Genomic DNA, 23,904 nt, shown 5'->3' on the forward strand with positions numbered 1-23,904 from the left:
CTCCTCCTATTTTCCTTTTTCCCTTTTCTTCTTCGAGCTTATAAAACAGCAGATGATGTCTTCTTACTGATTTTACAAACCACTTATGTTATATTAATCATATATGATTTTATAAGTAAAATCAATGTAATAGTTATACGATAAAATGTGTTTTGGATTGTGGAGAATGACTTTAAAATTGGAAAAACATTTTATTTTTTTGTCTTCTTTCTTTAAAAACAGAAACAAGAAGTTAGTATTTCTTGAATTTATGCAAACAGAATCTGTCCACAAAAAAGCGTGTCCCGCAGCCATATCGGCCACAGAGCACGCTTTCCTGTATGCAGTTTCCGTTAAACCAGCGGCCAGTGTCTTCTGCGACTCGTCCAGTCAGCGATCGTGTGTTTTTAGCCAGCCGCGACGATCCGATACTGCCGCTTTATTCGGGACTCCCGGTTAGCAGGTGGACACAAAGTGTCTTTCGCGCCTACGGTGGTTTTCAGTGGAGATCCCTCTTAAAACAGAGCACTTTCAAATTCTGTTTAACCAAAGAAGAGATTCTCTCCGCCAGCTGAAATGATTTTTCAGCCAATTGTAACCACACAATGCTGTTGCGGACGTGCAACGTCATTCGCACCTGCGGTGGTTTTCAGTGGCAGCAATCAGCCAATTGTAACCACACAGTGCTGCTGCGGTGCTTCACCCGCCATCGTGGTATACACGCCGGTGCTCTGGCCCGGTGCGCCGGTCGCCCAGACTCTGTAATAGTAGTCATTGCCGATCTTCGCCACAAACTGGGTCTTCAGCACGCTGCCATTGCCCACGGTGAAGTTCGGGGCCGCGTTGCTGCCATTGACAACCGTCATTTTGAAGCAATACGCATTGCCTCTCTTCAGAGTGAAGTTCGCTGTGGTATCGGAACGGACGGACTTCTGTCCCATCACGTTCTGTATCGCGTTGATTAACGGGTTGGGCACGGCAACTGCCGTTCCTGTACCGGAGGTATTGCCAACCGGCTTCTTACCGCCGCTGTTGGACGGCTTATGGCTCGGCTTGTTGTCGGGTTTCTCCGGCTCCTCCGGCTTGTCTGCCAGCGCCAGTCCCGTGCGGGCCTTCTCCACGGTCGCATACTGCACGGCGATGTCCTTCGGGGTGGCATTCTCGTCGTTGCAGGTATCCCATGCGAGATTCAATGCCGCGCGGAGGATTGCGTAACTTGTCTCTGTGTAGTCCGCCGGGTCGAGTGCTTCGGATTCCTCCAGCAGGTCTTTCAGCGCTTCTCTGTCCGGCGTGACACGCAGGCCAGCCAATGCGTCAAACAATTTATCTGTCATTGCATCGACCTGTTTCTGGGTCGCGTTGCCGTCTGCCAGAAGGGCTTCCGCCTGCGGAAGGACTTCCTCAAAGGCGTCCTTCTCCGGGCCGTCCAGATATTCGTCCAGATCGATCTCCTGTGCCTGTTTTACAAACAGTGCCAGCGTCTCGGTATCCGCCTTGAATTCCAGACGCATAATCGCGTCATGCAGGTTGTTGGCCGCCTTCTCAACTTCCGCCTTCAGCGTTTCGCCCTCGTCGTTGTAGATTTCTTCCGCATAGGCGAGTGCCTCCGCATAGCCTTCCAGGCTCTTCGGGGTGAAGTTGTTCAGGTCGAGCATGGCGGCGTAGTCGAGCCAGTATTCCAGCTGTTCCTTGGTGCCTGCCTCGAAGGAGAGGTAATGCATCGCGTCGAGCAGTTCCTTCCAGGCTTCGTTTACTTCTTCCTGCGTGGCCGTGTCGTCTTCATAGACGGCCTTCGCGCTGTTGCGCGCCGCGATGAAGCGTTTGCTTACGGACTCGACCAAACCGGCAAGCTGCTTGTCGGTCACTTCATTTGCCTTTTCCAACAGGGTTTCCAGAACACTCTTGTTCACGCTGGTGAAGGTAAAGCGCAGAACCGTTTTGTCGTCCGGCATGGTATAGGTGTAGGTAAAGCCGTCGGCTTCAAACGGGATGTTCTCGCCGTTCAGCTTTGCGCTTGCAAACGGGCCATTCGCCGGGGTAAAGGTGAAGGTCAGTTTCGTTCCCGGAACCACCTTTGCGCCGTAGATGCCGTTGCCGTCGAGAATGACGTCCGTCTCACCGGCAATTTCCACGTTTGCCTGATTCGGGTTCCACTGTACGTTCAGCAGCTGCGGATTCTTCGGCACATCCGGCTTCTGGTTTCTGGCAAAGTCCGCCGTCAGGATAACATTGTTGGCGGGCATGGTGAAGTTCAGTTCAGAGGAAACGCGCTCTTCGGCGGTAAGCGTCAGGCCAACGGTGCTCCAACCGGTAAAATGATAGCCTTCGGGCGCTTCATTCGCGATAGCCGTTACCTTGTCGCCTTCTTTAAGCCCGGTGCTTGCGCCAGATACAGACGCATTTCGAGTCAGAACCACATAGGTTTCTTCTTCATCCACAGGCGGCACATAACTGCTGTCATATACCTCAAACTCGTAGATGCTGGCGCCCCAAACATCCCAGAGTTCCGTGGCCTGCATTTTGATGTACCGGCCGGAGACATTGGACAGGTCAAATCCCTGTGCATCATTGTCGCCGCCGCTGGCATCGGTTGTTGTGTAACTGGCGACCTTATTAAATGTATCGCCGTCTTCGGATACCTGAATTTCATAGGCTTTGGGTGCGTGCTCCCAGGAAACGCGGAGATAACCCAGATCCTGCACGTCACCCAGGTCTACCTGGAACCACGGCTGAGAGGACTGATTGACGGAGCCGGTTGCCCAGCGGGTCGTCATCAAACCATCCACGGCGCCTGCGGCATTGTGGTCGTCGCTCTCGGTGTGGGAAGCCGTGGCAGTTTTGCCCACGGCCAGATGGTCGATCGGGGCAACCTTGCGCAGGCTATCGGTTTTCAGGGCCAGGTTCAGGAGACGGACCGCGGCCGCTTCCAAGGTTGCGCGGTCCAAAACACCGCTGTTGACCGCGTTGACCAGCGCATTGGAATCGCCGCTGGGCATCTTAACGTCGCCGCTGGCCAGGGCTTCGCGGACGATGTTGGAGTCATTGCCCCAGTCGGTCATAAACACGCCGTCGTATCCCCACTCGCCGCGGGCGATGCCGTTCATCATGGGTTCCAGCTCCGCCGCCTTGGTGCCGTTGACGAAGTTGTAGGAAGTCATGATGGACCAGGGATCCGCTTCTTTGATGACAATTTCAAACGCTTTCAAATAGATCTCGCGCATGGCGCGGGAGGAAACGATGCTGTTGGAGGCCAAGCGGCTGTATTCGGTTGAGTTTACAGCAAAATGCTTTACCGCCGTCGCGACGCCCACGGACTGAATGCCGCGGGTCACAGCGGCGCCCAGCTTGCCCGTAAGATAGGGATCCTCGGCATAGTACTCAAAGTTACGGCCGCCCAGAGGATTGCGCTGAAGGTTGATGCTGGGGCCCAGGATACAGTTGATATCGTAGGTCTTGATGTCCTTGCCGAACGCCAGGCCATAGTCTTCGCACAGCTCTTCGTTCCAGGAGCTGGCCATGACGTTGGTGGCGGGCCAGGCGATGGGATCGGTGGTACCGCTCAGGCGCACGCCGGTGGGGCCGTCCGCCGTCTGCACGCCGGGAATTCCGAGGGAGGGGATATTGCCGATGGAGCCGGTATTGGTGTTCGGCGCCACGTTTCCGTGTCCGCTTCCCAGAGACGCCAGCTCGTTCACCGTAAGCTGCGAAACGAACTGGTCCATCAGCGCGGGATTCTCCGCCACATCTTCAAAGGAGATCTTCTCAGCGGCGGCGGAGAGGGGATTCCGGGCCATGGCACGCGCTTTGGCTGCCGGCGCGTCCACCTTCTCAAATGTGATGTAGTCGATATTGGGGAACGCCGCGATCTGCGATTCGAGGGTTAGCGTTGCCATACCGCTGGGCAAAACCACCGTCAGGGGATCCAGATCCACAAAGTTATAATAGGTGTTGCCCGCAATGGAAGTCCTTTTGAAAGAAATATCGTCGGCGAATGCCTGCGTGATATTGTTGATCAGGAAGATCGCCGTGCTGCCCAGCGAAGTCTCGCCGACCGCCGCATAGTGGACTACCATGTGATAGGTTCCGGTTTCTTCCACATTCAGTTTGTAGTTGACGCGGGAACCGGCGCGCATGTTGGACAGGCAGCTGCCGGGCTGGCCCTGCCCATCGTCCTGGAAGTCCTCATACCGGACGCCAGCAGAGGCATCCACGAAGTCTTCGCCTTCCACTTTGCCAATGCCGCTGGCGGGAATATCGTTGACGACGTCTGCGTCGTTGTCGCGCTCCAGCGTGAAGCTGTCCCACAGAACATCCGTGGCAGCTTTGCCGGTGAACTGAAGGGTAATATCGCCGGTGGGGAATCCGACCGGGATTGCAGCGGTCTCCAAACCGTCGCCGCTTTCAAGCACAATCGCATCGTCGATGTTTACCGGGGCGCCGGCCGTGCCCACAAATACGGACAACACGTCGTTGAGTTTGACCGCTTCTCCGTGATTGTTGTAGGTCAGCTTCAACAGATACTTGCCGCCCTTTGTCACCTGCAGCAGGTACGACACAGATTCGCCCTGCGGGATGTTCAAGGCGCCGTCCGTTTCGGTGACACCCGCATCGGCGGATTTGTAGTTTTCCACTTCCGCTTTGTTGACGGCATCATCCTTGATGTTGATCTGGCCGGGAATCTCGATGACTTCCAGCTTTTCATGGGTGCCGTCGGCAAGAAGGCGCTCATTCAGCATGGTATCCACCTGGGTCAGGTCTTCGTCGATGACGCGCAGGTTTGACTGGTTGTAGGTATAAGCCTTGTGCGTGCCGGCGTCGCGAATGGAATTGCCCACATAAATGTCGTAATCTCCCGCTTCCAACAGCCAGGCGTTCTGATGCCCGGTCACGCCGGTATCGTCATAGCTTGCCATATCGGCAATGGGGAAGGTCAGGGTCAAAACCTGGCTCTCGCCGGGCGCAAGAAGGCCGGTCTTATCAAAGGCGGCCAAAACCTTTCCCGGTTTGCCCAGCAGAGCACTGCCGGTTCCCATCTGGGGAGCACTGTAATAGACCTGCACGACTTCTTTGCCGGAATAGAAGTCCCCGGTGTTGGTAACCATGGCGGATACCTCAATATGGGTACCTTCCTGTTTGGCGGTCACATTGGAAATGGCAAAATCCGTATAGGACAGGCCGTAGCCGAAGGGATAGCGGACCGTCTCATACGCGGGGTCAAAGGTCTCAAAGTAACGGTAGCCCGTGAAAATATCTTCGGTATACTTCTGGGTGGTGCTGCCGCTGAACCCGTCGGCAGGATATGCATCAAAGCTCTTGGCCACGGTTTCGGTCAATTTGCCCGAGGGGGTGACTCTGCCGGAGAGGATATCTCCGACGTAATTTCCGCCCTCCTGTCCGCCGTACCCCATAAAGAGCAGCGCCTCGACGCCCATGTCTTCTACAAACTCCATATCCGCCACGACGCCGTTGTTGTACACCACCGTGACCTGATCAAAGTATTGGGTGACCATCTGGAGCATCTTTGTTTCCGCATCGGTCAGAAGCCAGCCGCCCTTGTTGTTCTGCATGTCGTTGTTCTCGCCCACGATCCGGCCAATAACCACAACGGCCTTGTTGTCGCGCGCGCTGGCCTCTTTGACCATCTCTTCGGTCAGGGGCATTTCGGGGAAGAAGCGGTCGCTGGTGTAGATGACTTCTTCCTTCTTGTTTGCGGGATCGTTGCACCAGGTCTCATAGACCTCAGCCAGCGTTTCATCCACATGGATGCCCACATTGCGCATGCCGTCCAGCACGTTGATCTCATAGGCCGGGTCCATGTAGGCCGCGCCCAAGCCGCCGCGGATGGTGTCAACCTGCATACGTCCAAACACCGCCACCTGGTCGTCTTCCGTCAGCGGCAGGGTCTTGTTCTCATTTTTCAGCAGAATCACGCCTTCGTCGCCAATCTGGCGGGCCAACTCAATGCGCTCCTCCAGCAGCTCATACCGGCCGCTGGTATCCCGGTCGGTGGGCAGGCTCACGGTAAAGGGATCCAGCGTGCTGCTTGTCCCGCCGTTTGTCAGCGTCAGCACATAGCGGTCCTCTACCCAGGATACATCGGCAACCGTATCGCCCAGCGTAATCTTTTCCTGGGCAATCTCTGTTGCCGCCGCGGCAATGGCGTCCTCATCCGCATAATCGGCGGAGGGAACCCGCACTCTGCCGCCCACCTGCTTCTTTGCAATGCGCAGATACTGGCTCTCGTCGGCGGGATGGACCGTCACGGCGCATTTGGCCGGAATATCTGTGCCGCTGACCGCACCAATGACTTCAAAGGTACCGACCTGGCTGTACTTCTGGGCAGGGACGGGGTTCCACGTCACCTTTAAATCGGACCGTTTCCCATCGGAATAGGAGGCGGCCACCTTTTCGGGCAGTACGGGAGCTGTTCCCACAACGGTTTCCGCGGTTACTTCATCCAACGCGGTAATGATGTTGCCGGCATCCCTGGCTTCGATCTCATAAATCGAATAGGGGTATCCGCTGCCGGGCTTATCCATGGTCAATTTCAGATACTGGCAGGTCTGATTGATGACAAGGGGCGTTTCCTCCGGCTTGGAGCCAGGGGTCTCATGGAGAACGCTGGTGTAGTTCTCGCCATCATTGGAAACCAGAATGGAGTAATCACTGGCGTATGCGGCTTCCCAGGTGATGATCAGGGAGCCAATCGCCGTTGGCTTGCCGAAATCGAACTGAATCCATTCCTTTCCTCTGGATGTTGCGGCCCACCGGGTCTTCTTATCGCCGTCGATCAAATATTTGGCAGGGCCGGTCGGTTCCCCGTTGGCCATGTGGTCTGCATCTTCCGAACTGCAGGTGACGGTTGCGCCCTCCAGCGGGTTGGCCGCACTGATCCCAACAGAAACACTGCTGGAAGCCGCCTGCTCTGATGCGCTTGCGGGAATCGCACCCGCGCTGAACGACATGAGCGATGCTACCAGAATCAACGCGATGATCTGTTTGATTCGTTTCATAATCCTTATCCTTTCTCCTCCTAAAAAACTTTTGGACTGTAACGGAATGAGAAATGCCGGTTCCACTTAGCCGGTGAGACTTTGAGCTGTTATCCCGCGGAAAGCACGCCGACCCTCACATTTCAATTTCCCTATACAGAACAAGCCGTTCCGGACGGGCTCCAATCCCGTCCATCCTCTTTGCTCGCTTCGAATCTGCGCGGGCCCCTGTTCATCCCCTTTCTTTGCGCGAATATCGTTTCAGTTAACTCATTTATTGAGTTTAGCCTTTAACACAATTTAAACAGATCAGATTCATAATGTCAATATAATTTCTGCCTTTTCTTAATATTTTTTATTATAATTCGTTAAATGTTTTTGATTTCAGAACTATAGGAAAATACACCTGTTTCCATGAGATACATGCTGTTTTATTGGAATTTTTATAAGGCCATTTGATACTGGGATACTATGCCCCCGTATCCTTTATAGGGACTCTCAAGCGGATTTTTTGTTTGAGCCCTCCCCTTTATCCCTGCTTCTAAAAATAGATTCTTTAAAAACGGTGAGGGTCTGTATCAAAACACGCGTTTTGATACAGACCCTCTTTTGTTATATCTTCTTTTTTAAATCGCCTTTCCAAGCAGCACCCTTCTAAACACCTGGAATCAAGTTGAAACCTGCCCGGGAAATTGTCAATCGCGCAGCGCATCCGTTTCAGCCAACCGTCATCACACAATGCTGTTGTGGACGTACAACGTCATTCACACCTACGGTGGTTTTCAGTGGCAGCAATCAGCCAACCGTTACCACACAGTGCTGTTGCGGTGCTTCACCCGCCATCGTGGTATACACGCCAGTGCTTTGGCCCGGTGTGCCAACCGCCCAGACTCTGTAATAGTAGTCATTGCCGATCTTCGCCACAAACTGGGTCTTCAGCACGCTGCCATTGCCCACGGTGAAGCTCGGGGCCGCGTTGCTGCCGTTGACAACCGTCATCTTAAAGCAGTAGGCATTGCCTCTCTTCAGGGTGAAGGCCACTGTGGTATCGGAACGGACAGACTTCTGTCCCATCACGTTCTGTACCGCGTTGATTAACGGGTTGGGCACAGCAACTGCCGTTCCCATACCGGAGGTGTTGCCAACCGGCTTCTTGCCGCCGCTGTTGGACGGCTTATGGCTCGGCTTGTTGTCGGGCTTCTCCGGCTCTTCCGGCTTATCCGCCAGCGCCAATCCCGCGCGGGCCTTCTCCACGGTCGCATACCGCACGGCGATGTCCTTCGGGGTGGCATTCTCGTCGTTGCAGGTATCCCATGCGAGATTCAATGCCGCGCGGAGGATTGCGTAGCTTGCTTCGGTGTAGTCCGCCGGGTCGAGTGCTTCGGATTCCTCCAGCAGGTCTTTCAGCGCTTCTCTGTCCGGCGTAACACGCAGGCCAGCCAGTGCGTCAAACAATTTGTCTGTCATTCCGTCGACCTGCTTCTGGGTCGCGTTGCCGTCTGCCAGAAGGGCTTCCGCCTGCGGGAGGACTTTCTCAAAGGCATCCTTCTCCGGGCCGTCCAGATATTCATCCAGATCGATCTCCTGTGCCTGTTTTACAAACAGTGCCAGCGTCTCGGTATCCGCCTTGAATTCCAGGCGCATGATCGCATCATGCAGGTTGTTGGCCGCCTTCTCAACTTCCGCCTTCAGCGTTTCGCCCTCGTCGTTGTAGATCTCTTCCGCATAGGCGAGTGCTTCCGCGTAGCCTTCCAGGCTCTTCGGGGTGAAGTTGTCCAAGTCGAGCATGGAGGCGTAATCGAGCCAGTATTCCAGCTGTTCCTTGGTGCCTGCCTCGAAGGAAAGGTAATGCATCGCGTCGAGCAGTTCCTTCCAGGCTTCGTTTACTTCTTCCTGCGTGGCTGTGTCGTCTTCATAGACGGCCTTCGCGTTGTTGCGCGCCGCGATGAAGCGGTTGCTTACGGACTCGACCAAACCGGCAAGCTGCTTGTCGGTCACTTCGTTTGCCTTCTCCAGCAGGGTTTCCAGAACACTCTTGTTCACGCTGGTGAAGGTAAAGCGCAGAACCGTTTTGTCGTCCGGCATGATATAGGTGTAGGTAAAGCCGTCGGCTTCAAACGGGATGTTCTCGCCGTTCAGCTTTGCGCTTGCAAACGGGCCGTTCGCCGGGGTGAAGGTGATGGCCAGCTTCGTGCCCGGAACCACCTTTGCGCCGTAGATGCCGTTGCCGTCGAGGATAACGTCCGTCTCACCGGCAATTTCCACGTTTGCCTGATTTGGGTTCCACTGTACGTTCAGCAGCTGCTCCGATTCCTGTGGCCCTGCTTCTAGATAGGCTTGCAGCACATTCAACGCCGACTGCACCTGCTCCAGAGAACCGTCCTCGCGGCGCAGCTCTATTTGAAGCGCATTTATTTTTTCCTGCAATCCAGCATACCATGCTCCGGGGCAGGAAGCCGGATCGATCTCCTGTGCCTGCCGCAGGGCGGTCAGGTCAACAGAGGTATCCAGCGCGATCAACCGGCCCTGACTGCCGACGGCATTATAATAATGATAGGTGACGCCGTTCTTTTGCAGCACGCACGGTTTATGCGCATAAGTGGAGCTGTACGTGCTGTTGCGCGTGGTCAGCGGGAGATAGGATTTCTCCCAATGGACCATGTCGCGGGAAACGGCAAACGAATCGATGATGCCGCCTGGCGAACTGGTAAAGTAGAACATCACCCAGTAGTCGCCAATTTTCACTACATCCGCGTCCGCGTTGTGGCTGGCGCCCCAGACATCGCCGGTGGGTGAACTGTCCTGGTTAATAACCGGATTGGTTTCCTCACGTTCCCACTGTATCAGGTCTTTGGAATACGCCTGACACATGACTTCCGGGCCGCCCGCGGCGTTATAAAAGCCCACATAGCGCTGGTTTGCCTCGTCCCAAACCGCCTGCAGCTTCCAGATGGTGCCCTTTTCGTAGGGATACGCCCCGTCGTGCGCATCCAGAACCGGGTCCGGATAGCGTTCCCACTGGGAGAGCGAGCCTTCCTCCTGGAAAATCGTATCGGCAAACGCCACGCCCGCGCGCTTGATGCCCGCTTCATAGCCCGGTGTGTCGGAGGCCAGATAGGTCATGGCCAGCCGTCCGTCCTTCATGACGTGCGGCGTCGGCAGCTCGCCCCACTCGTGGTCGCGGACAATGTATCCCGCCGCGTTAAACTCGTCCCACGCGCCGGGTTCACCGTTTTCCAGAATTTTGCCGACCTTTTCCCAGGTGAGCATGTCTTTGCTGCGCGCCAAGCCCGTGCGGTATCCGGTGCCGTCGTGGCCGACATAAGTCATATAAACATAGGTGTCGTCGCCCGGAATGGCAAACACGTTCGGGTTGTCGATCAGGTCACTGTCAAACGTACCGGTCCCCTGCCCGGAATAGGACAAAACGATCCCATATTCATAGGGCGTTTTGACCTCCTCATAAACCTGTTGGATGACCTCGCCGGACATGCGTTTTTTCAACTGAATGGTGCGCGCCTGTGTGTATGACTCGTCCAGAGACACGGTCAGATCGAGCGCCCCCTCCGCGCAGGCGGAAAGGTCCACGGTAAAGGCACCGGAAGTCTCCCCGGCCGGAATTTCTTTTTGGAAGGTCTGCGTCACGCTTTGGCTGTCCACCGCCTTTATGTAGACGGGCTGCGCCGCGTTCCGTGCCTCTTCCAATGTGATGGAAACAGGCAATGCGCCGTCCTCCGGGACAACAGCGGGCGTCTGCATTTCAAAGCCGTGTAGCATTTCCTTTACACCCCAAATGCGCAGCTCCGTCGCGCCGACCGATTTCCCGTCCTGCGGCTCCATCAGCACGCGCACCTGCGAGGTACGGAACCTGTCAAATGTGATGGTAAATGGTACGATCCAAGTATCCGTTCCATAGGTTCCCTGCTCCACAACCTGGTTTTCCGCCGCCACCCACTGGCTGCCGTCCCAATACTGCACGCTGACTGCTTTGGGCGTCGGCACGCCGCCAAAATCATTGTAGGCAAACAGTTCCACACTGTAGACGTTCTGTTCCGTTTCAAAGATGGTATCCACATAGGCGGTTCCCTGTTTGTTGTAGTTGGTCCAGCGGTTGCGCGGGCCTTCGTCGATGGGAGCGCCCTGCTTGCTGGAGATAATGCCGTCGTTGATCTGTTCCAATTTGTCGCCCGAACAGGTAAATTCGGCAAAGACCTTTGGAAAACCGAGATTCTGGGGATTGAGCGCCAGATTGTCCAGATTTTCCGGCATACCGTCCCGGTTGACAAGCGATGCATATGCGCCGGGAATCACTCTGCCTTGTGTGGGAGTGGCGGCAAGCGCGGTGGGAACGCCGGAACACAGGATGGTTGTGCTGAGCAAGCATGCGATGATCTGTTTTTTCATAATACGCCTCCTAATCCAATGTAACTCCTCATAGGCGGTCCCCGATTGACCACCCTTGTTTATCATAATCATAGGCGCACATATTTGGTTTGTATTTATGAAAATCGATCAAAATAATATAATATTTTAGCATATACATCTAATTCGGAAATTTCGTGTATGTATCTTTACATATTCCCATATAAACAGAACCGTCCCCCGGCGACAGCCGGAAGACGGTTCTGTTTGTTTTTCTGATTACGCAGACGCGCTGCATATTGCGCTAACCTCTGGTCCGCATGCGGACGCACAACGCCGTTCGCAGACAGTCAGCTTTTTATTGTTTTCAACCAACCGTTACCACACAGTGCTGTTGTGGACGTACAACGTCATTCGCACCTACGGTGGTTTTCAGTGGCAGCAATCAGCCAACCGTTACCACACAGTGTTGCTGCGGATTCTCACCCGCCATTGTGGTATACACGCCGGTGCTCTGGCCCGGTGTGCCAACCGCCCAGACTCTGTAATAGTAATCGTTGCCGATCTTCGCCACAAACTGGGTCTTCAGCACACTGCCGTTGCCCACGGTGAAGTTCGGGGCCGCGCTGCTGCCGTTGACAACCGTCATCTTGAAGCAGTAGGCATTGCCCCTCTTCAGGGTGAAGGCCGCTGTGGTATCGGAACGGACGGACTTCTGTCCCATCATGTTCTGTGCCGCATTGACTACCGGGTTGGTTACGGCAACTGCCGTTCCTGTTCCGGAGGTGTTGCCAACCGGCTTCTTGCCGCCGCTGTTGGACGGCTTATGGCTCGGCTTGTTGTTGGGTTTCGCCGGCTCTTCCGGCTTGTCTGCCAGCGCCAGTCCCGCGCGGGCCTTCTCCACGGTGGCATACTGTATGGCGATGTCCTTCGGGGTGGCATTCTCGTCGTTGCAGGTATCCCATGCGAGATTCAATGCCGCGCGGAGGATCGCATAGCTTGCCTCGGTGTAGTCCGCCGGGTCGAGTGCTTCGGATTCCTCCAGCAGGTCTTTCAGCGCTTCTCTGTCCGGCGTGACACGCAGGCCAGCCAGTGCGTCAAACAATTTGTCTGTCATTGCATCGACCTGCTTCTGGGTCGCGTTGCCGTCTGCCAGAAGGGCTTCCGCCTGCGGAAGGACTTCCTCAAAGGCGTCCTTCTCCGGGCCATCCAGATATTCGTCCAGATCGATCTCCTGTGCCTGCTTTACAAACAGCGCCAGCGTCTCGGTATCCGCCTTGAATTCCAGGCGCATGATCGCGTCGTGCAGGTTGTTTGCCGCCTTTTCAACTTCCGCCTTCAGCGTTTCGCCCTCGTCGTTGTAGATTTCTTCCGCATAGACGAGTGCCTCCGCGTAGCCTTCCAGGCTCTTCGGGGTGAAGTTGTTCAGGTCGAGCATGGCGGCGTAGTCGAGCCAGTATTCCAGCTGTTCCTTGGTGCCTGCCTCGAAGGAGAGGTAATGCATCGCGTCGAGCAGTTCCTTCCAGGCTTCGTTTACTTCTTCCTGCGTGGCTGTGTCGTCTTCATAGACGGCCTTCGCGTTGCCGCGCGCCGCGATGAAGCGATTGCTTACGGACTCGACCAGACCGGCAAGCTGTTCGTCGGTCACTTCGTTTGCCTTTTCCAGCAGGGTTTCGAGAACGCTCTTGTTCACGCTGGTGAAGGTAAAGCGCAGGACCGCTTTGTCGTCCGGCATGGTATAGGTGTAGGTAAAGCCGTCGGCTTCAAACGGGATGCTCTCGCCATTCAGCTTTGCGCTTGCAAACGGGCCGTTCGCCGGGGTGAAGGTGAAGGCCAGCTTCGTGCCCGGAACCACCTTTGCGCCGTAGATGCCGTTGCCGTCGAGAATGACGTCCGTCTCACCGGCAATTTCCACGTTTGCCTGATTCGGGTTCCACTGCACGTTCAGCAGCTGCGGCTCGGCTTCCTTCTGTTCCGTGTAAACTGTCACCGCGGAAGCCGGCATGACAAAGCGGTATTCGCCATCCGCCAGCTTGGTCACGTCCACCGCGTTTCCATTCGCGTCAACAACGGACACGGTCTGTACCGGCTCGCTACCCTCTGCCTGCGTCACATGCAGGGATACCGGCTCGTTCTCATAATAGAAGCGGAAATCGGTCGCTGCATCGATACCGGGCGCCGCCGCGACGTCGACCGGATTGTAAACTTCCAGCGCTTCTTTATCGCCGTCGAAGAAATAGGTGTGCAGGATCATACGCATGGTGCTGCGGATATTGCGTTCCAGTGTCTTCCGGGAAAGGGAACCATCCGCGAGCGCATCGCGCACAGCCTGCAATTGCAGGCTGCCGGGGGCGCCGGCAGGGTCGTTGTTGCTGCCGGAAGACGGCATTTTCAAATCTCCGCCAGCCTTGATTTCCTCCACCAGGGTAGATTCGCTGCCCCAATCGGTCATGACCATGCCTTTGAAATTCCATTCGTTGCGCAGCACCTGCGTGAGCAAGTCCGTATTCTCCGCCGCACGCACCCCGTTAATCAGGTTATAGGAGGACATTACGCACCACGGCTGGGACTCCTTGACCGCGATTTCAAACGGACGCAGGTAAATTTCGCGCATGGCGCGCTCGGAAACCATACTGTCGCTGTTTTTGCGGTAATTTTCGCTGTTGTTTGCCGAAAAATGTTTGAGCGTTGCAGAAACGCCTTCCGACTGGATCCCGCGGATCTGCGCGGCGGCCATTTTACCGGCAATAAACGGATCTTCCGAATAATACTCAAAATTTCGTCCGCATCTGGGATTGCGATGAATGTTGGTGCTGGGCGTCAGCCAGATGGGGAATCCGTCGTTGCCCATGGACAGGTTCTTGTATTTGTCCAGCGTCTTAAAGGTTTTGGCCTCTTCCGCGCCGGCTTGTCCCGCCGCCTCGACCAGGCTGGGGTTCCAGGTACACGCCTGTAAGGTTGCGCAGGGCCACGCAGTCGCCGTGTATTTGTTATTACGGATACCGGCAGGGCCATCCGCTGTTTGCAGGCGCGGAATCCCAAATTCCAACACCTCTTTGGTACAGGCGGTGTTTGCACCGTCCACAATCTCTCTGGGATTGTCGCTGCCTGTGCCGCGGGAAAGGATGATTAATTGATCGTCCGAAAGCTGCTCCAGGAACGCGGTCATCAGCGCCGGGTTTTCCGCCACGTCCGCCAGCATGATTGTTTCGCCGGAAGCTTGTACGGCCCGTGCCGCTTGATTCATCTGTGCCGCTTTTGGTTCCGGCTGCTGGGACTGTACTTCCGGTTTTTGAGGATCCGACCAGACGGTCGTTTCGTAGCTGTCCGGACCTTTTCCATCCAGGCGGCGTTCCAGCATCTTATCCGGATTCGCCGGCTGGAAGACCTTTGTGAGCTCTTCCGCCACTTCCAGCTCGTCCACCGTGTAGACGCCCGCCTGCTGGGTGTCGCGCACATTGCTGCCCACCAGGATTTTGTATGCGCCCGGTTCCCATACGAATGCGGATTCTGCCCCTGTTTTGCCAATATCATCGTAGGAGGCCATATCCGCAATGTCAAAGGACATAGCAACGGTCTGCGAATCGCCGGGCTGCAGCAGCTCCGTCTTCTGGAACGCCGCCAGCTCCAGCGCCGGTTTGGGCAGGTCCCCTGCCGGCGCGCTGAAGTAGACCTGTACCACTTCCTTGCCCGCCATATCGCCGGTATTGGTCACCGTTGCGGAAACATCGATAACACCTTTCTCCGGGTTAGGAACCGCGGTTACATCGTGTATGTCAAAGGTGGTATAGGACAGGCCAAAGCCAAACGGGAAAATGACCTTGTCCTTTGCAAAGGTCTCAAAATAGCGGTAGCCGACAAAAATATCTTCTTCATAGGAAACCCACGCGTTTCTGCCGGCATTTTCATAGACATTCGCGGCAGGATAATCGTCAAAGCTGGTCACAAAGGTATCCGTCAAACGGCCGGACGGATTGACCTCGCCGCAGAGCGTGTTCGCCACAGCGACACCGCCCTCCATACCCGGCTGCCAGGCAAGGAACACCGCGTCGACACTTCTGCCATCGCTGCTCCGAATGGTGTTCAGCCAGTTGACATCCATCACTACGCCAATATTTAAAACCACAACCACCCGGTCGAACTTGTTCAGCGCAGTTTGGATCAACTCCTTTTCCCGGCTGCGCAGGTAATACTCGCCCGCTTTGATACCGATATCGGAGCCCTCACCTGTACGGCGGCGCAAAACGACCACTGCCGTGGCGTTCTCCTGTGCGGCGGCTTCGTCGACCAACTTGGCCAACTCGCCGGTCATTTCCGGCTCGTCCGTCCCATAACCGCCGCCAACCCGCGTGTAATACTGGGAATAGTAGTCCGTCAGCGGTTCGTAAAGCTTAATTTTCTTATTCGCCGCCTTGTCAAGCAGGCCTTCCTGGATGGTGCGGACATATGCGGACTCCACATCGCCGGAGCCGCTGCCGCCCTTGACATAGCTCGCCTGCCCGATGCCCAGCAGCGCCACATTGGTTTCCGCTTTAAGCGGGAGCGCTTCATTGTCATTTTTGAGGAGCACCATGCCTTCCTCCGCGATCTCACGGGAAAGTTTGCCGTGCTCGGTCGATTCATCGATCAGCGGAATCGTCACCGGTGCGGAGACAACCTCCGGGTTGGAACGGGACCGTGCGCGCACGGTCACAGACGCCGCCGGGTCGCCGAACGATACATAAAGCAGGCCGTAGGCGCTGATTCTCGCGCTCTCCGCGCCTTCCACCTCCCAGGTAACAAACGGGTCGCAGTTCTCATCGCCCTTGACGGTGGCAAAGAAAGAAGTCGTTTTCCCTTTAATCGCCTGCGCTTCCTGCGTCTGTACGGTGATCTCCGACACCTTCGCATCGGGATCGACCTCCAGTTGTTTAAACTTCAGCAGGCTGAGGTTGAATTGCTTGGTGAACAGGATGCGAACCACATGGCTGCCCGCGGTCAAATTGACGCCAACCGGCTCCGTCGCCTGCCAATTCTGCCAGCCGCCCGTTCCGTCGTGGCCGATGATTGCCGCTAGTTCCCCATCGATATAGGCTTCCAGACCGATCAGATCCGGTTCCGTTGTGGCGCGCGCCACATGCATGCTCAGTTTGAAGTCGCCTTCCAGCTTCTTCGGCACGTTAATATTGTACTCCAGCCAGGTTCCCGCCATCGTGGACGTCGGGTTTTTGCCGCTGGTAACCTCCGGGTCCTGGCAATTTTCCAGGCCGATGTTGCCGGATGCGCGGGAAAAAGTGGAAGCCTCCACCTTAATGCTGTTGCCAATGTCTTTTTCCTGCTCGAATTTTAACAGGCTAAGATTAAACTGGTTGACAAAGGACACCTTGAGTGTGTGCGTGCCCGCGGTTAGATTGACCAGCGCCGCGTCTGTTTCTGCCCAGGCTTTCCAGCCCCCTGTTCCGGCACGCACATAATCCATTACCTGCACGCCGTCCAAATGCGCTTTTATCTTGATATCGCCCGGCGCCGTACCCGCGCGCGCCACCTGCATGGTCAGGTAATATTTGCCCGCCATGTCTTCCGGCACATCAATGGTGTACTCCAGCCAGTCGCCCGCGTAAGTTCCCGCAGGAATCAGGCCGCTTTCCACCTCGGGATTATTGGCCTCTTCTGTTTTCAGTGTCTTGGACGCCTTGGAATAATTGACCGCGTCGATCTTAAAGCGCTTGTCCCCCTTGACCGCCTCGGTGAATTTCAGCATACTCATGTTGAACTGCTTGGTATACACCAGCTTGATCGTATGGACGCCGGCACTGAGGTCCAGCTCCAGCTCATCGGAGGGAACCCACGACTTCCAGCCGCCCGTTCCGGCGCGGGAAATCTGCCCGGCCATCACATCGTCCACATAGCATTGCAGGCCGATCGCGCCGTCGTCAATGCCGGCACGGGCAACGTTCATCACCAGGTTATACGCGCCCGCCGCCTCTTCCGGGACGCTCACTTCATATTCCAGCCAATCTCCGGCCATCATGTATTTGGGAATCAATCCGCCGGGAACCTGCGGGTCGTCGCCCGGCTCCGTCTCCACATTGTCCTTGGAAATGCGGGCGTAGTCCATTACGGAAATCACTGTGCCATCACTGATTTCAATCGGCTCTACCGCAGAAGCAAACTGCATCCAACTCATCTCAAAATCGCTGTTAAACACCAGGCGGACGGTGTGTTCCCCTTTTTTCATGGAAAGAGCCTGGGGCGTTGTCGTCATCCACGGCACGCTCTCTCCGGCGGGGTCGCCTTCCTCCACCGTGAGCATCCGTTCTCCGTCCACCAGAACGTCCATCTGCGGCCTCGCGCCAGCTGAAGACTGCACGCGCGCGGTAAATAGGTAATCCCCATTCGCCGGAACGGAAACCTGGAACTCGATCCACGCGCCGCCGTAGGTTTCGCCCGTCATCTGGTCGTCCACTTTCAGCGGGTCGGTATTTGCCTTTAACACAACGCCCTGCGAAGCGTCGCTGTACGATGCGGAGGCCAGTTTTGCGGGCAGTTCTACTGCTTCTTCCGCCACTTGCTGCACCTGTGCGCTCTCAGAAACCGGGGCGGCCGTATCCGCCGCAAACATGGATGAAAACCCGGACAATCCGATCGTCATCGCCATAACCAATGCGAGTATTTTTTTACTTTTCATCTTCCATACCAACTTTCCTTTTTCTACAAACTCCTGCGAACCAAACTCTGAGCGTTACACCTCCTCTATACCACGCTGTTTGTTTTCCAACAAGCGAGCGGGAATCGCCGCACCGTCCATTATTTCGGCATTTGGCATTTGCCAGATAACAAATTAAATTATGTTTTGTATTACATTCAATTATTAATAAATAGTATCATAGTATCTGTTTATTGTCAATTTCATAGTAAGAATTTGTATGAAATTTATATTTTCGCTTTCGTATTGAAACAAATAAAAACGACACCCCCGTTGCTGTATTTGCATCAGGGGTGTCGTTATAAATCTGCCGTTGGCATGTAGACGCACATTGATTTTTTGCAAACCTGCACTCAATATGCATCTATGGCGATTTTCAGAAGCAGCTTCTTTCCAAACAGGGCTTCTTCAGGCTCTATTAACGGAAACAATCCTTTCAATTGGCCAACAGTTTGTTCAGCCAACCGTTACCACACAGTGCTGCTGCGGACGTACAACGTCATTCGCACCTACGGTGGTTTTCAGTGGCAGCAATCAGCTAATTGTAACTACACAATGCTGTTGTGGGTTCTCGCCCGCCATCGTGGTATACACGCCGGTGCTCTGGCCCGGTGTGCCGGTCGCCCAGACTCTGTAATAGTAATCGTTGCCGATCTTCGCCACGAACTGGGTCTTCAGCACGCTGCCGTTGCCCACGGTGAAGTTCGGGGCCGCATTGCTGCCGTTGACAACCGTCATTTTGAAGCAATACGCATTGCCTCTCTTCAGAGTGAAGTTCGCTGTGGTATCGGAACGGACGGACTTCTGTCCCATCACGTTCTGTACCGCGTTGATTAACGGGTTGGGCACAGCAACTGCCGTTCCTGTACCGGAGGTGTTGCCAACCGGCTTCTTGCCGCCGCTGTTGGACGGCTTATGGCTCGGCTTGTTACCGGGCTTCTCCGGCTCTTCCGGCTTGTCTGCCAGCGCCAGTCCCGCGCGGGCCTTCTCCACGGTCGCATACCGCACGGCGATATCCTTCGGGGTGGCATTTTCGTCGTTGCAGGTATCCCATGCGAGATTCAATGCCGCACGGAGGATCGCGTAGCTCGCCTCGGTGTAGTCCGCCGGGTTGAGCGCTTCGGATTCCTCCAGCAGGTCTTTTAGCGCTTCTCTGTCCGGCGTGACACGCAGGCCAGCCAATGCGTCAAACAATTTGTCTGTCATCTCGTCGACCTGCTTCTGGGTCGCGTTGCCGTCTGCCAGAAGGGCTTCCGCCTGCGGAAGGACTTCCTCAAAGGCGTCCTTCTCCGGGCCGTCCAGATATTCGTCCAGATCGATCTCCTGTGCCTGCTTTACAAAGAGTGCCAGCGTCTCGGTATCCGCCTTGAATTCCAGACGCATAATCGCGTCATGCAGGTTGTTGGCCGCTTTCTCAACTTCCGCCTTCAGCGTTTCGCCCTCGTCGTTGTAGATTTCTTCCGCATAGGCGAGTGCTTCCGCGTAGCCTTCCAGGCTCTTCGGGGTGAAGTTGTTCAGGTCGAGCATGGCGGCGTAGTCGAGCCAGTATTCCAGCTGTTCCTTGGTGCCTGCCTCGAAGGAGAGGTGATGCATCGCGTCGAGCAGTTCCTTCCAGGCTTCGTTTACTTCTTCCTGGGTGGCACTATCGTTTTCATAGATGGCCTTTGCATTGCTGCGCGCTGCGACGAAGCGTTTGCTTACGGACTCGACCAAACCGGCAAGCTGCTTGTCGGTCACTTCATTTGCCTTTTCCAGCAGGGTTTCCAGAACACTCTTGTTCACGCTGGTGAAGGTAAAACGCAGGACCGCTTTGTCGTTCGGCATGGTGTAGGTGTAGGTAAAGCCGTCGGCTTCAAACGGGATGTTCTCGCCGTTCAGCTTTGCGCTTGCAAACGGGCCGTTTGCCGGGGTGAAGGTGAAGGTCAGCTTCGTGCCCGGAACTACTTTTGCGCCGTAGATGCCGTTGCCGTCGAGAATGACGTCCGTCTCACCGGCAATTTCCACGTTTGCCTGATTCGGGTTCCACTGCACGTTCAGCAGCTGCGGAAGCTGTTCCGTCTGCTCCACAAAATGGATGGTATAGGTTTTTTCGCTGTCCGGATAACCGGGCACACTTACGGTAATCTGCGCGCTGCCGGGGAAGGTCTCCGCCTGCCGGATTGCTACCGCCGCATAGGATGCGTCGGCCTCCGCGGTGACCACCGGAACCGCCGACAATTTCGGCATTTTCACGGTGTACTCCATGACAGCCTTATCAAAGTCCAAATCAAAGGCCGCATGGTCGACGTCGACCCATTCGCCGTCCTTCTCATACTGGATTTTCCAGCTGTCCGGCGCAATGACGCCGTCGTCCCAGGCGCGGTACCAGCAGATTTCCGCTTGTTTTACAGTAATGGGTTCTTCAAAGGCATATTCTACCCATTGGGTTCCCGCCTCCGGATAGGTGGACCAGGTGGAACCCGTTCCGACCTCCGCCGAGGTATCCCAGCCCTTTCCGTCGTTGACGGCCTTCAGCGTGGACCATTCCTCACAGGTATAGGAAGCGGATACCGCCGCGTCCTGTTCGGCATACGTGCCGTCTTCCTTTTGCAGGCGGAATTCCTTCATGCCGACCGACCTTTGGCCTTCCATCAGCACACGGAACTTGTTTGCGGTAACCGGGGTAAAGTCGGCTTCATTCAGGGTATTGTATTCGGTGGCGTACGGCTTATGTCCATACTGCACCGATGCGAGGGAGACCTGGCCAAAATCGACCGCGCCCAGCTGCCCCTGGACTTTCCATTCCATAATACCGGAGGCGACCTTCTTCACGTCGTTTTTGATGTTCATCCGGATTTTGTCCGTCACAACGGGAGTAAATCCGTAGTTGTTGTACTGGTTCTTGTTAAAGCTGTTGTATTCCTTCGTCGGTGTGACCGGGACAAATGCTTCGCCGTTCCAATAGACGATTTCCAGCCCATCCGGAACCTTGACGCCGCCGTTGTCATCATACCATTTGACATCACAGCCCCACAGGGTGACCGGCTCGTCAAAGTCGTACTGTACCCACGGATTGAGGGGACCCGACCAGGAGGTCCATCTGGCGTCTGTTCCGTCATTCAGCGCTTCAATTGAGTCATTCTGGTAAACATACGACGCGGAGGCCTTTGCATAGCCCTCCAGCGGAATTTCTTTAAATTCTTCCGGCAGATAAATCGCCATCGCACCGCTCTGGCGGTTGTCCCACGCATAATACGGGGTCATGACCAGATCCGCGTCGACCGCCTCGTCCTGCACCTTTGCTTTGGTATGGGCCACCACCTGCATGGCGGGTTTTACGCCGTAGTGGTCCTCGCTGGGCATCTCTGTTAAAGCAATTTCCTCGTCGGTCAACGGGCGAACCACAACATTGTCCACCTCGTAGGCGCGGTTGTAACCGCGCAGGCCGACTTTGCCCGTCTGGTGGTCCAGATCGTCAAAAGAACCGACCTTTTCCCCATTGACAAAGAACAGGAATTTGTTCTGATAGGCAATAACCTTCAATGTATAGGGAACTCCCAGTTGAATATCGTGCGTCTTTTTGCCCAGCCGGGTCCAGCCTCCATCGGCCTTGCCATACTCGGTGCCCTCCAGGCCGATGCCGAAATAGTAGCCGTGGTAATTGTCCGGGCCGGAGCCTTCCTGCGTGGAGCGGATCAGCATGCCGGCATTGCCGCTTTCCGTGCCGTCTTCGCCCAGCGTGACCTGCATTTCCATGACCAGATCGCTCCAGGCTTCGTCGCCGGTGGTCAGCTTATTATTCGTGCTCTTCTGGACAGAAACCTTTCCCCCGGAAATATCGATCTTGCCCGCGTCGCCCACCCTGGTCCAACTGGCGTTGGCAGCTTCGGCGTCGGCAAAGTCCTCGGTGAGATTTGCCTCCACATATTCCGGATATACAACTTCGCGGTTGAATTTCTCATCCTCCAGGTTTTCCACCCATTTGGTGGAGAAGGTCGCGTCTGTCGGCAGGATATACTTGGAAATCGGATATTCGTTGTCCACCGCCTCCGCCGCGTAGACGATCGGGCCGCGCTTGACAGCGACCGCGCCCTCATTTGCCTTGACCCGCGGGTCGCTGTAGGCGCGCTTTGTCTCCATCGGGAAGTTCAGATCGATGCTGTCCCCGTCGTTCCAGGTCCGGCTCAGGGTAATATAGCCCTGCTCGTCCGGTTCCGCGGAAATGGGTTCTCCATTCAGGGAAACGGTATTGCCATCCGTCGCCCATTCCGGAACACGCAGGCGGTAGGTGAAAGCCGTCGGCTGGTCAACCTCCACCGTGATGGCCGTTTCTCCCTGCCAGGGCATTTCCGTCTCTGTGCGCAGAAGCACCGCGCCGCCCGACGTCTGGAGATTGGCCTCGTTGCCGATGTACAGGTTTTGTGTGATGGTATCGCCCTGCTGGGTGTAAATATAACCGCCCAGCGCCTCCACGGTGCGCATCAGGTTCGGCGGGCAGCAGGCGGTGCCGAACCACTGGGAACGGTGCTTATTGCCGTTGCTGCTCATCGGGTTGCCGTAGAAGAAGGTTTCGCCGTCAAAGTCCACGCAGCTGATGATGCTGTTGTACAGGCCGCGTTCCACAATATCGGCGTATTTGCTCTCCCCGTACAGCAGGTTCATGCGCTGGTTAAACATCACATTGGCGATGTTCGCACAGGTTTCACAATAGGCGGTATCGTTGGGCAGGTCGTACGCCGCACCGTAGCCCTCGTTCGCCGGATTGGAGCCCACGCCGCCCGTTACATAGGTCTTTTTGTTTTCAATATCGTCCCACAGGGCCAGCAGCGCTTCGTCGTAACGGCCGTCCTGCTCCAGCAGGTTGACGTCCGCCATCGCCGTATACATGTACGCCGCGCGCACCGCGTGTCCGGTTGCCTCCTTCTGGTCTTTAACCGGAATGTGGTCCTGGTCGTAAGACGCATTGTGGTTTGTTCCGTGGCGGTCCTCAAAATCGCCGCGCGTATCCAGGAAGAATTCCGCCAGCTTGATATACTCCGGCGCCTTCGCCGCATATTCGCCGCCGATCTCCTCGCAGAGATTGGCCAGCTTGATCAGCGCCAGCTCGATTTCCTGATGGCCGGGCACCTGCTTCCACTTGCCCTCTCCAAACAGGGAGTTTACATAGTCCGCGTTTTTGATTGCCATGTCGAACAGGCGGGTATCCTGCCCGTTCGTGGCGCGGTAATGCGCAATTGCCGCCTCGTAAAAATGACCCGCGCAGTACAGCTCATGCAGGTTGAAATCCCACCATTTCGGCGTGTTTCCGTTCGCACCCAGGATAAAGTAGGTGTCAAAATAGCCGTTTTCCTCCTGTGCGTCCACATAATAGGGAATCCACTCCTCCAGTTTGTCGCGGATAACCTGCTGTCCGTCGATGACCTCCTGGTCCCCCATGGGATCGATCTGCAGGGCATAACACATGGATTCCAAAACCTTATGCACATCGGAATCGACGTAGAACGCCCCCTGGAAAGCGCCGTGCTCCTCGCCCCGGTGCATTTTGGCGGCATTGATGATGTTCGGGATCCCGCCGCCGCCCTTTTCCACGTTGGCGATTCCGGTCGGAATGACCTTACAGATAAATTGTTTTTGGCGGGCGCCCCAGAAGTCGTCCGTGATTTTCACATGGGTAAAGTCGATGGATTTTGCCGGTTCCTCTGCGGCGCCTGCCGCCGACCCGGCGGCGAAGGCTGTGGGAACACCGGACAACAGTACTGCGGCGCTGAGCAATCCGGCCAATAGCTGCCTTTTCAATGTAATTCCTCCTATTCAACTCCTAATCGTACAAACCCTCTCCAGACGAACTGATTTCTGCCCTCCTCTCTCGTTTCATTTGATTTCATCTTTATCATAGCGGCTCAGATT

Annotated in this window: 4 protein-coding genes; all 4 read right to left on the bottom strand. The window is 55.7% G+C overall.

Annotated elements, in window-relative coordinates:
• Positions 1-641: 641 nt before the first annotated feature.
• Positions 642-6,992 (bottom strand): discoidin domain-containing protein, encoded by a 6,351-nt coding sequence (locus tag BN2106_RS14715; RefSeq protein WP_050699305.1) that lies wholly within the window; start codon positions 6,990-6,992, stop codon positions 642-644.
• A 774-nt stretch (positions 6,993-7,766) separates the two neighbouring features.
• The gene (locus BN2106_RS14720) at positions 7,767-11,375 is read right to left on the bottom strand and encodes an FIVAR domain-containing protein (protein WP_050699306.1); all 3,609 of its coding nucleotides are present in this window, start codon (positions 11,373-11,375) and stop codon (positions 7,767-7,769) included.
• 403 nt (positions 11,376-11,778) lie between these two features.
• Entirely contained in the window at positions 11,779-18,000 is a 6,222-nt protein-coding gene (locus tag BN2106_RS14725) for a carbohydrate-binding protein (RefSeq protein ID WP_050699307.1), read from the bottom strand.
• A gap of 552 nt (positions 18,001-18,552) precedes the next feature.
• Entirely contained in the window at positions 18,553-23,793 is a 5,241-nt protein-coding gene (locus BN2106_RS14730; RefSeq protein WP_050699308.1) for a beta-L-arabinofuranosidase domain-containing protein, read from the bottom strand.
• Positions 23,794-23,904: the final 111 nt, after the last annotated feature.

The sequence above is a fragment of the Anaeromassilibacillus senegalensis genome (assembly GCF_001261775.1).
Taxonomy (GTDB): domain Bacteria; phylum Bacillota; class Clostridia; order Oscillospirales; family Acutalibacteraceae; genus Anaeromassilibacillus; species Anaeromassilibacillus senegalensis.

Coding starts and splice junctions, on each gene's coding strand:
- BN2106_RS14720 (WP_050699306.1), bottom strand. CDS start 11,375: ATGAAAAAACAGATCATCGCATGCTTGCTCAGCACAACCATCCTGTGT.
- BN2106_RS14725 (WP_050699307.1), bottom strand. CDS start 18,000: ATGAAAAGTAAAAAAATACTCGCATTGGTTATGGCGATGACGATCGGA.
- BN2106_RS14715 (WP_050699305.1), bottom strand. CDS start 6,992: ATGAAACGAATCAAACAGATCATCGCGTTGATTCTGGTAGCATCGCTC.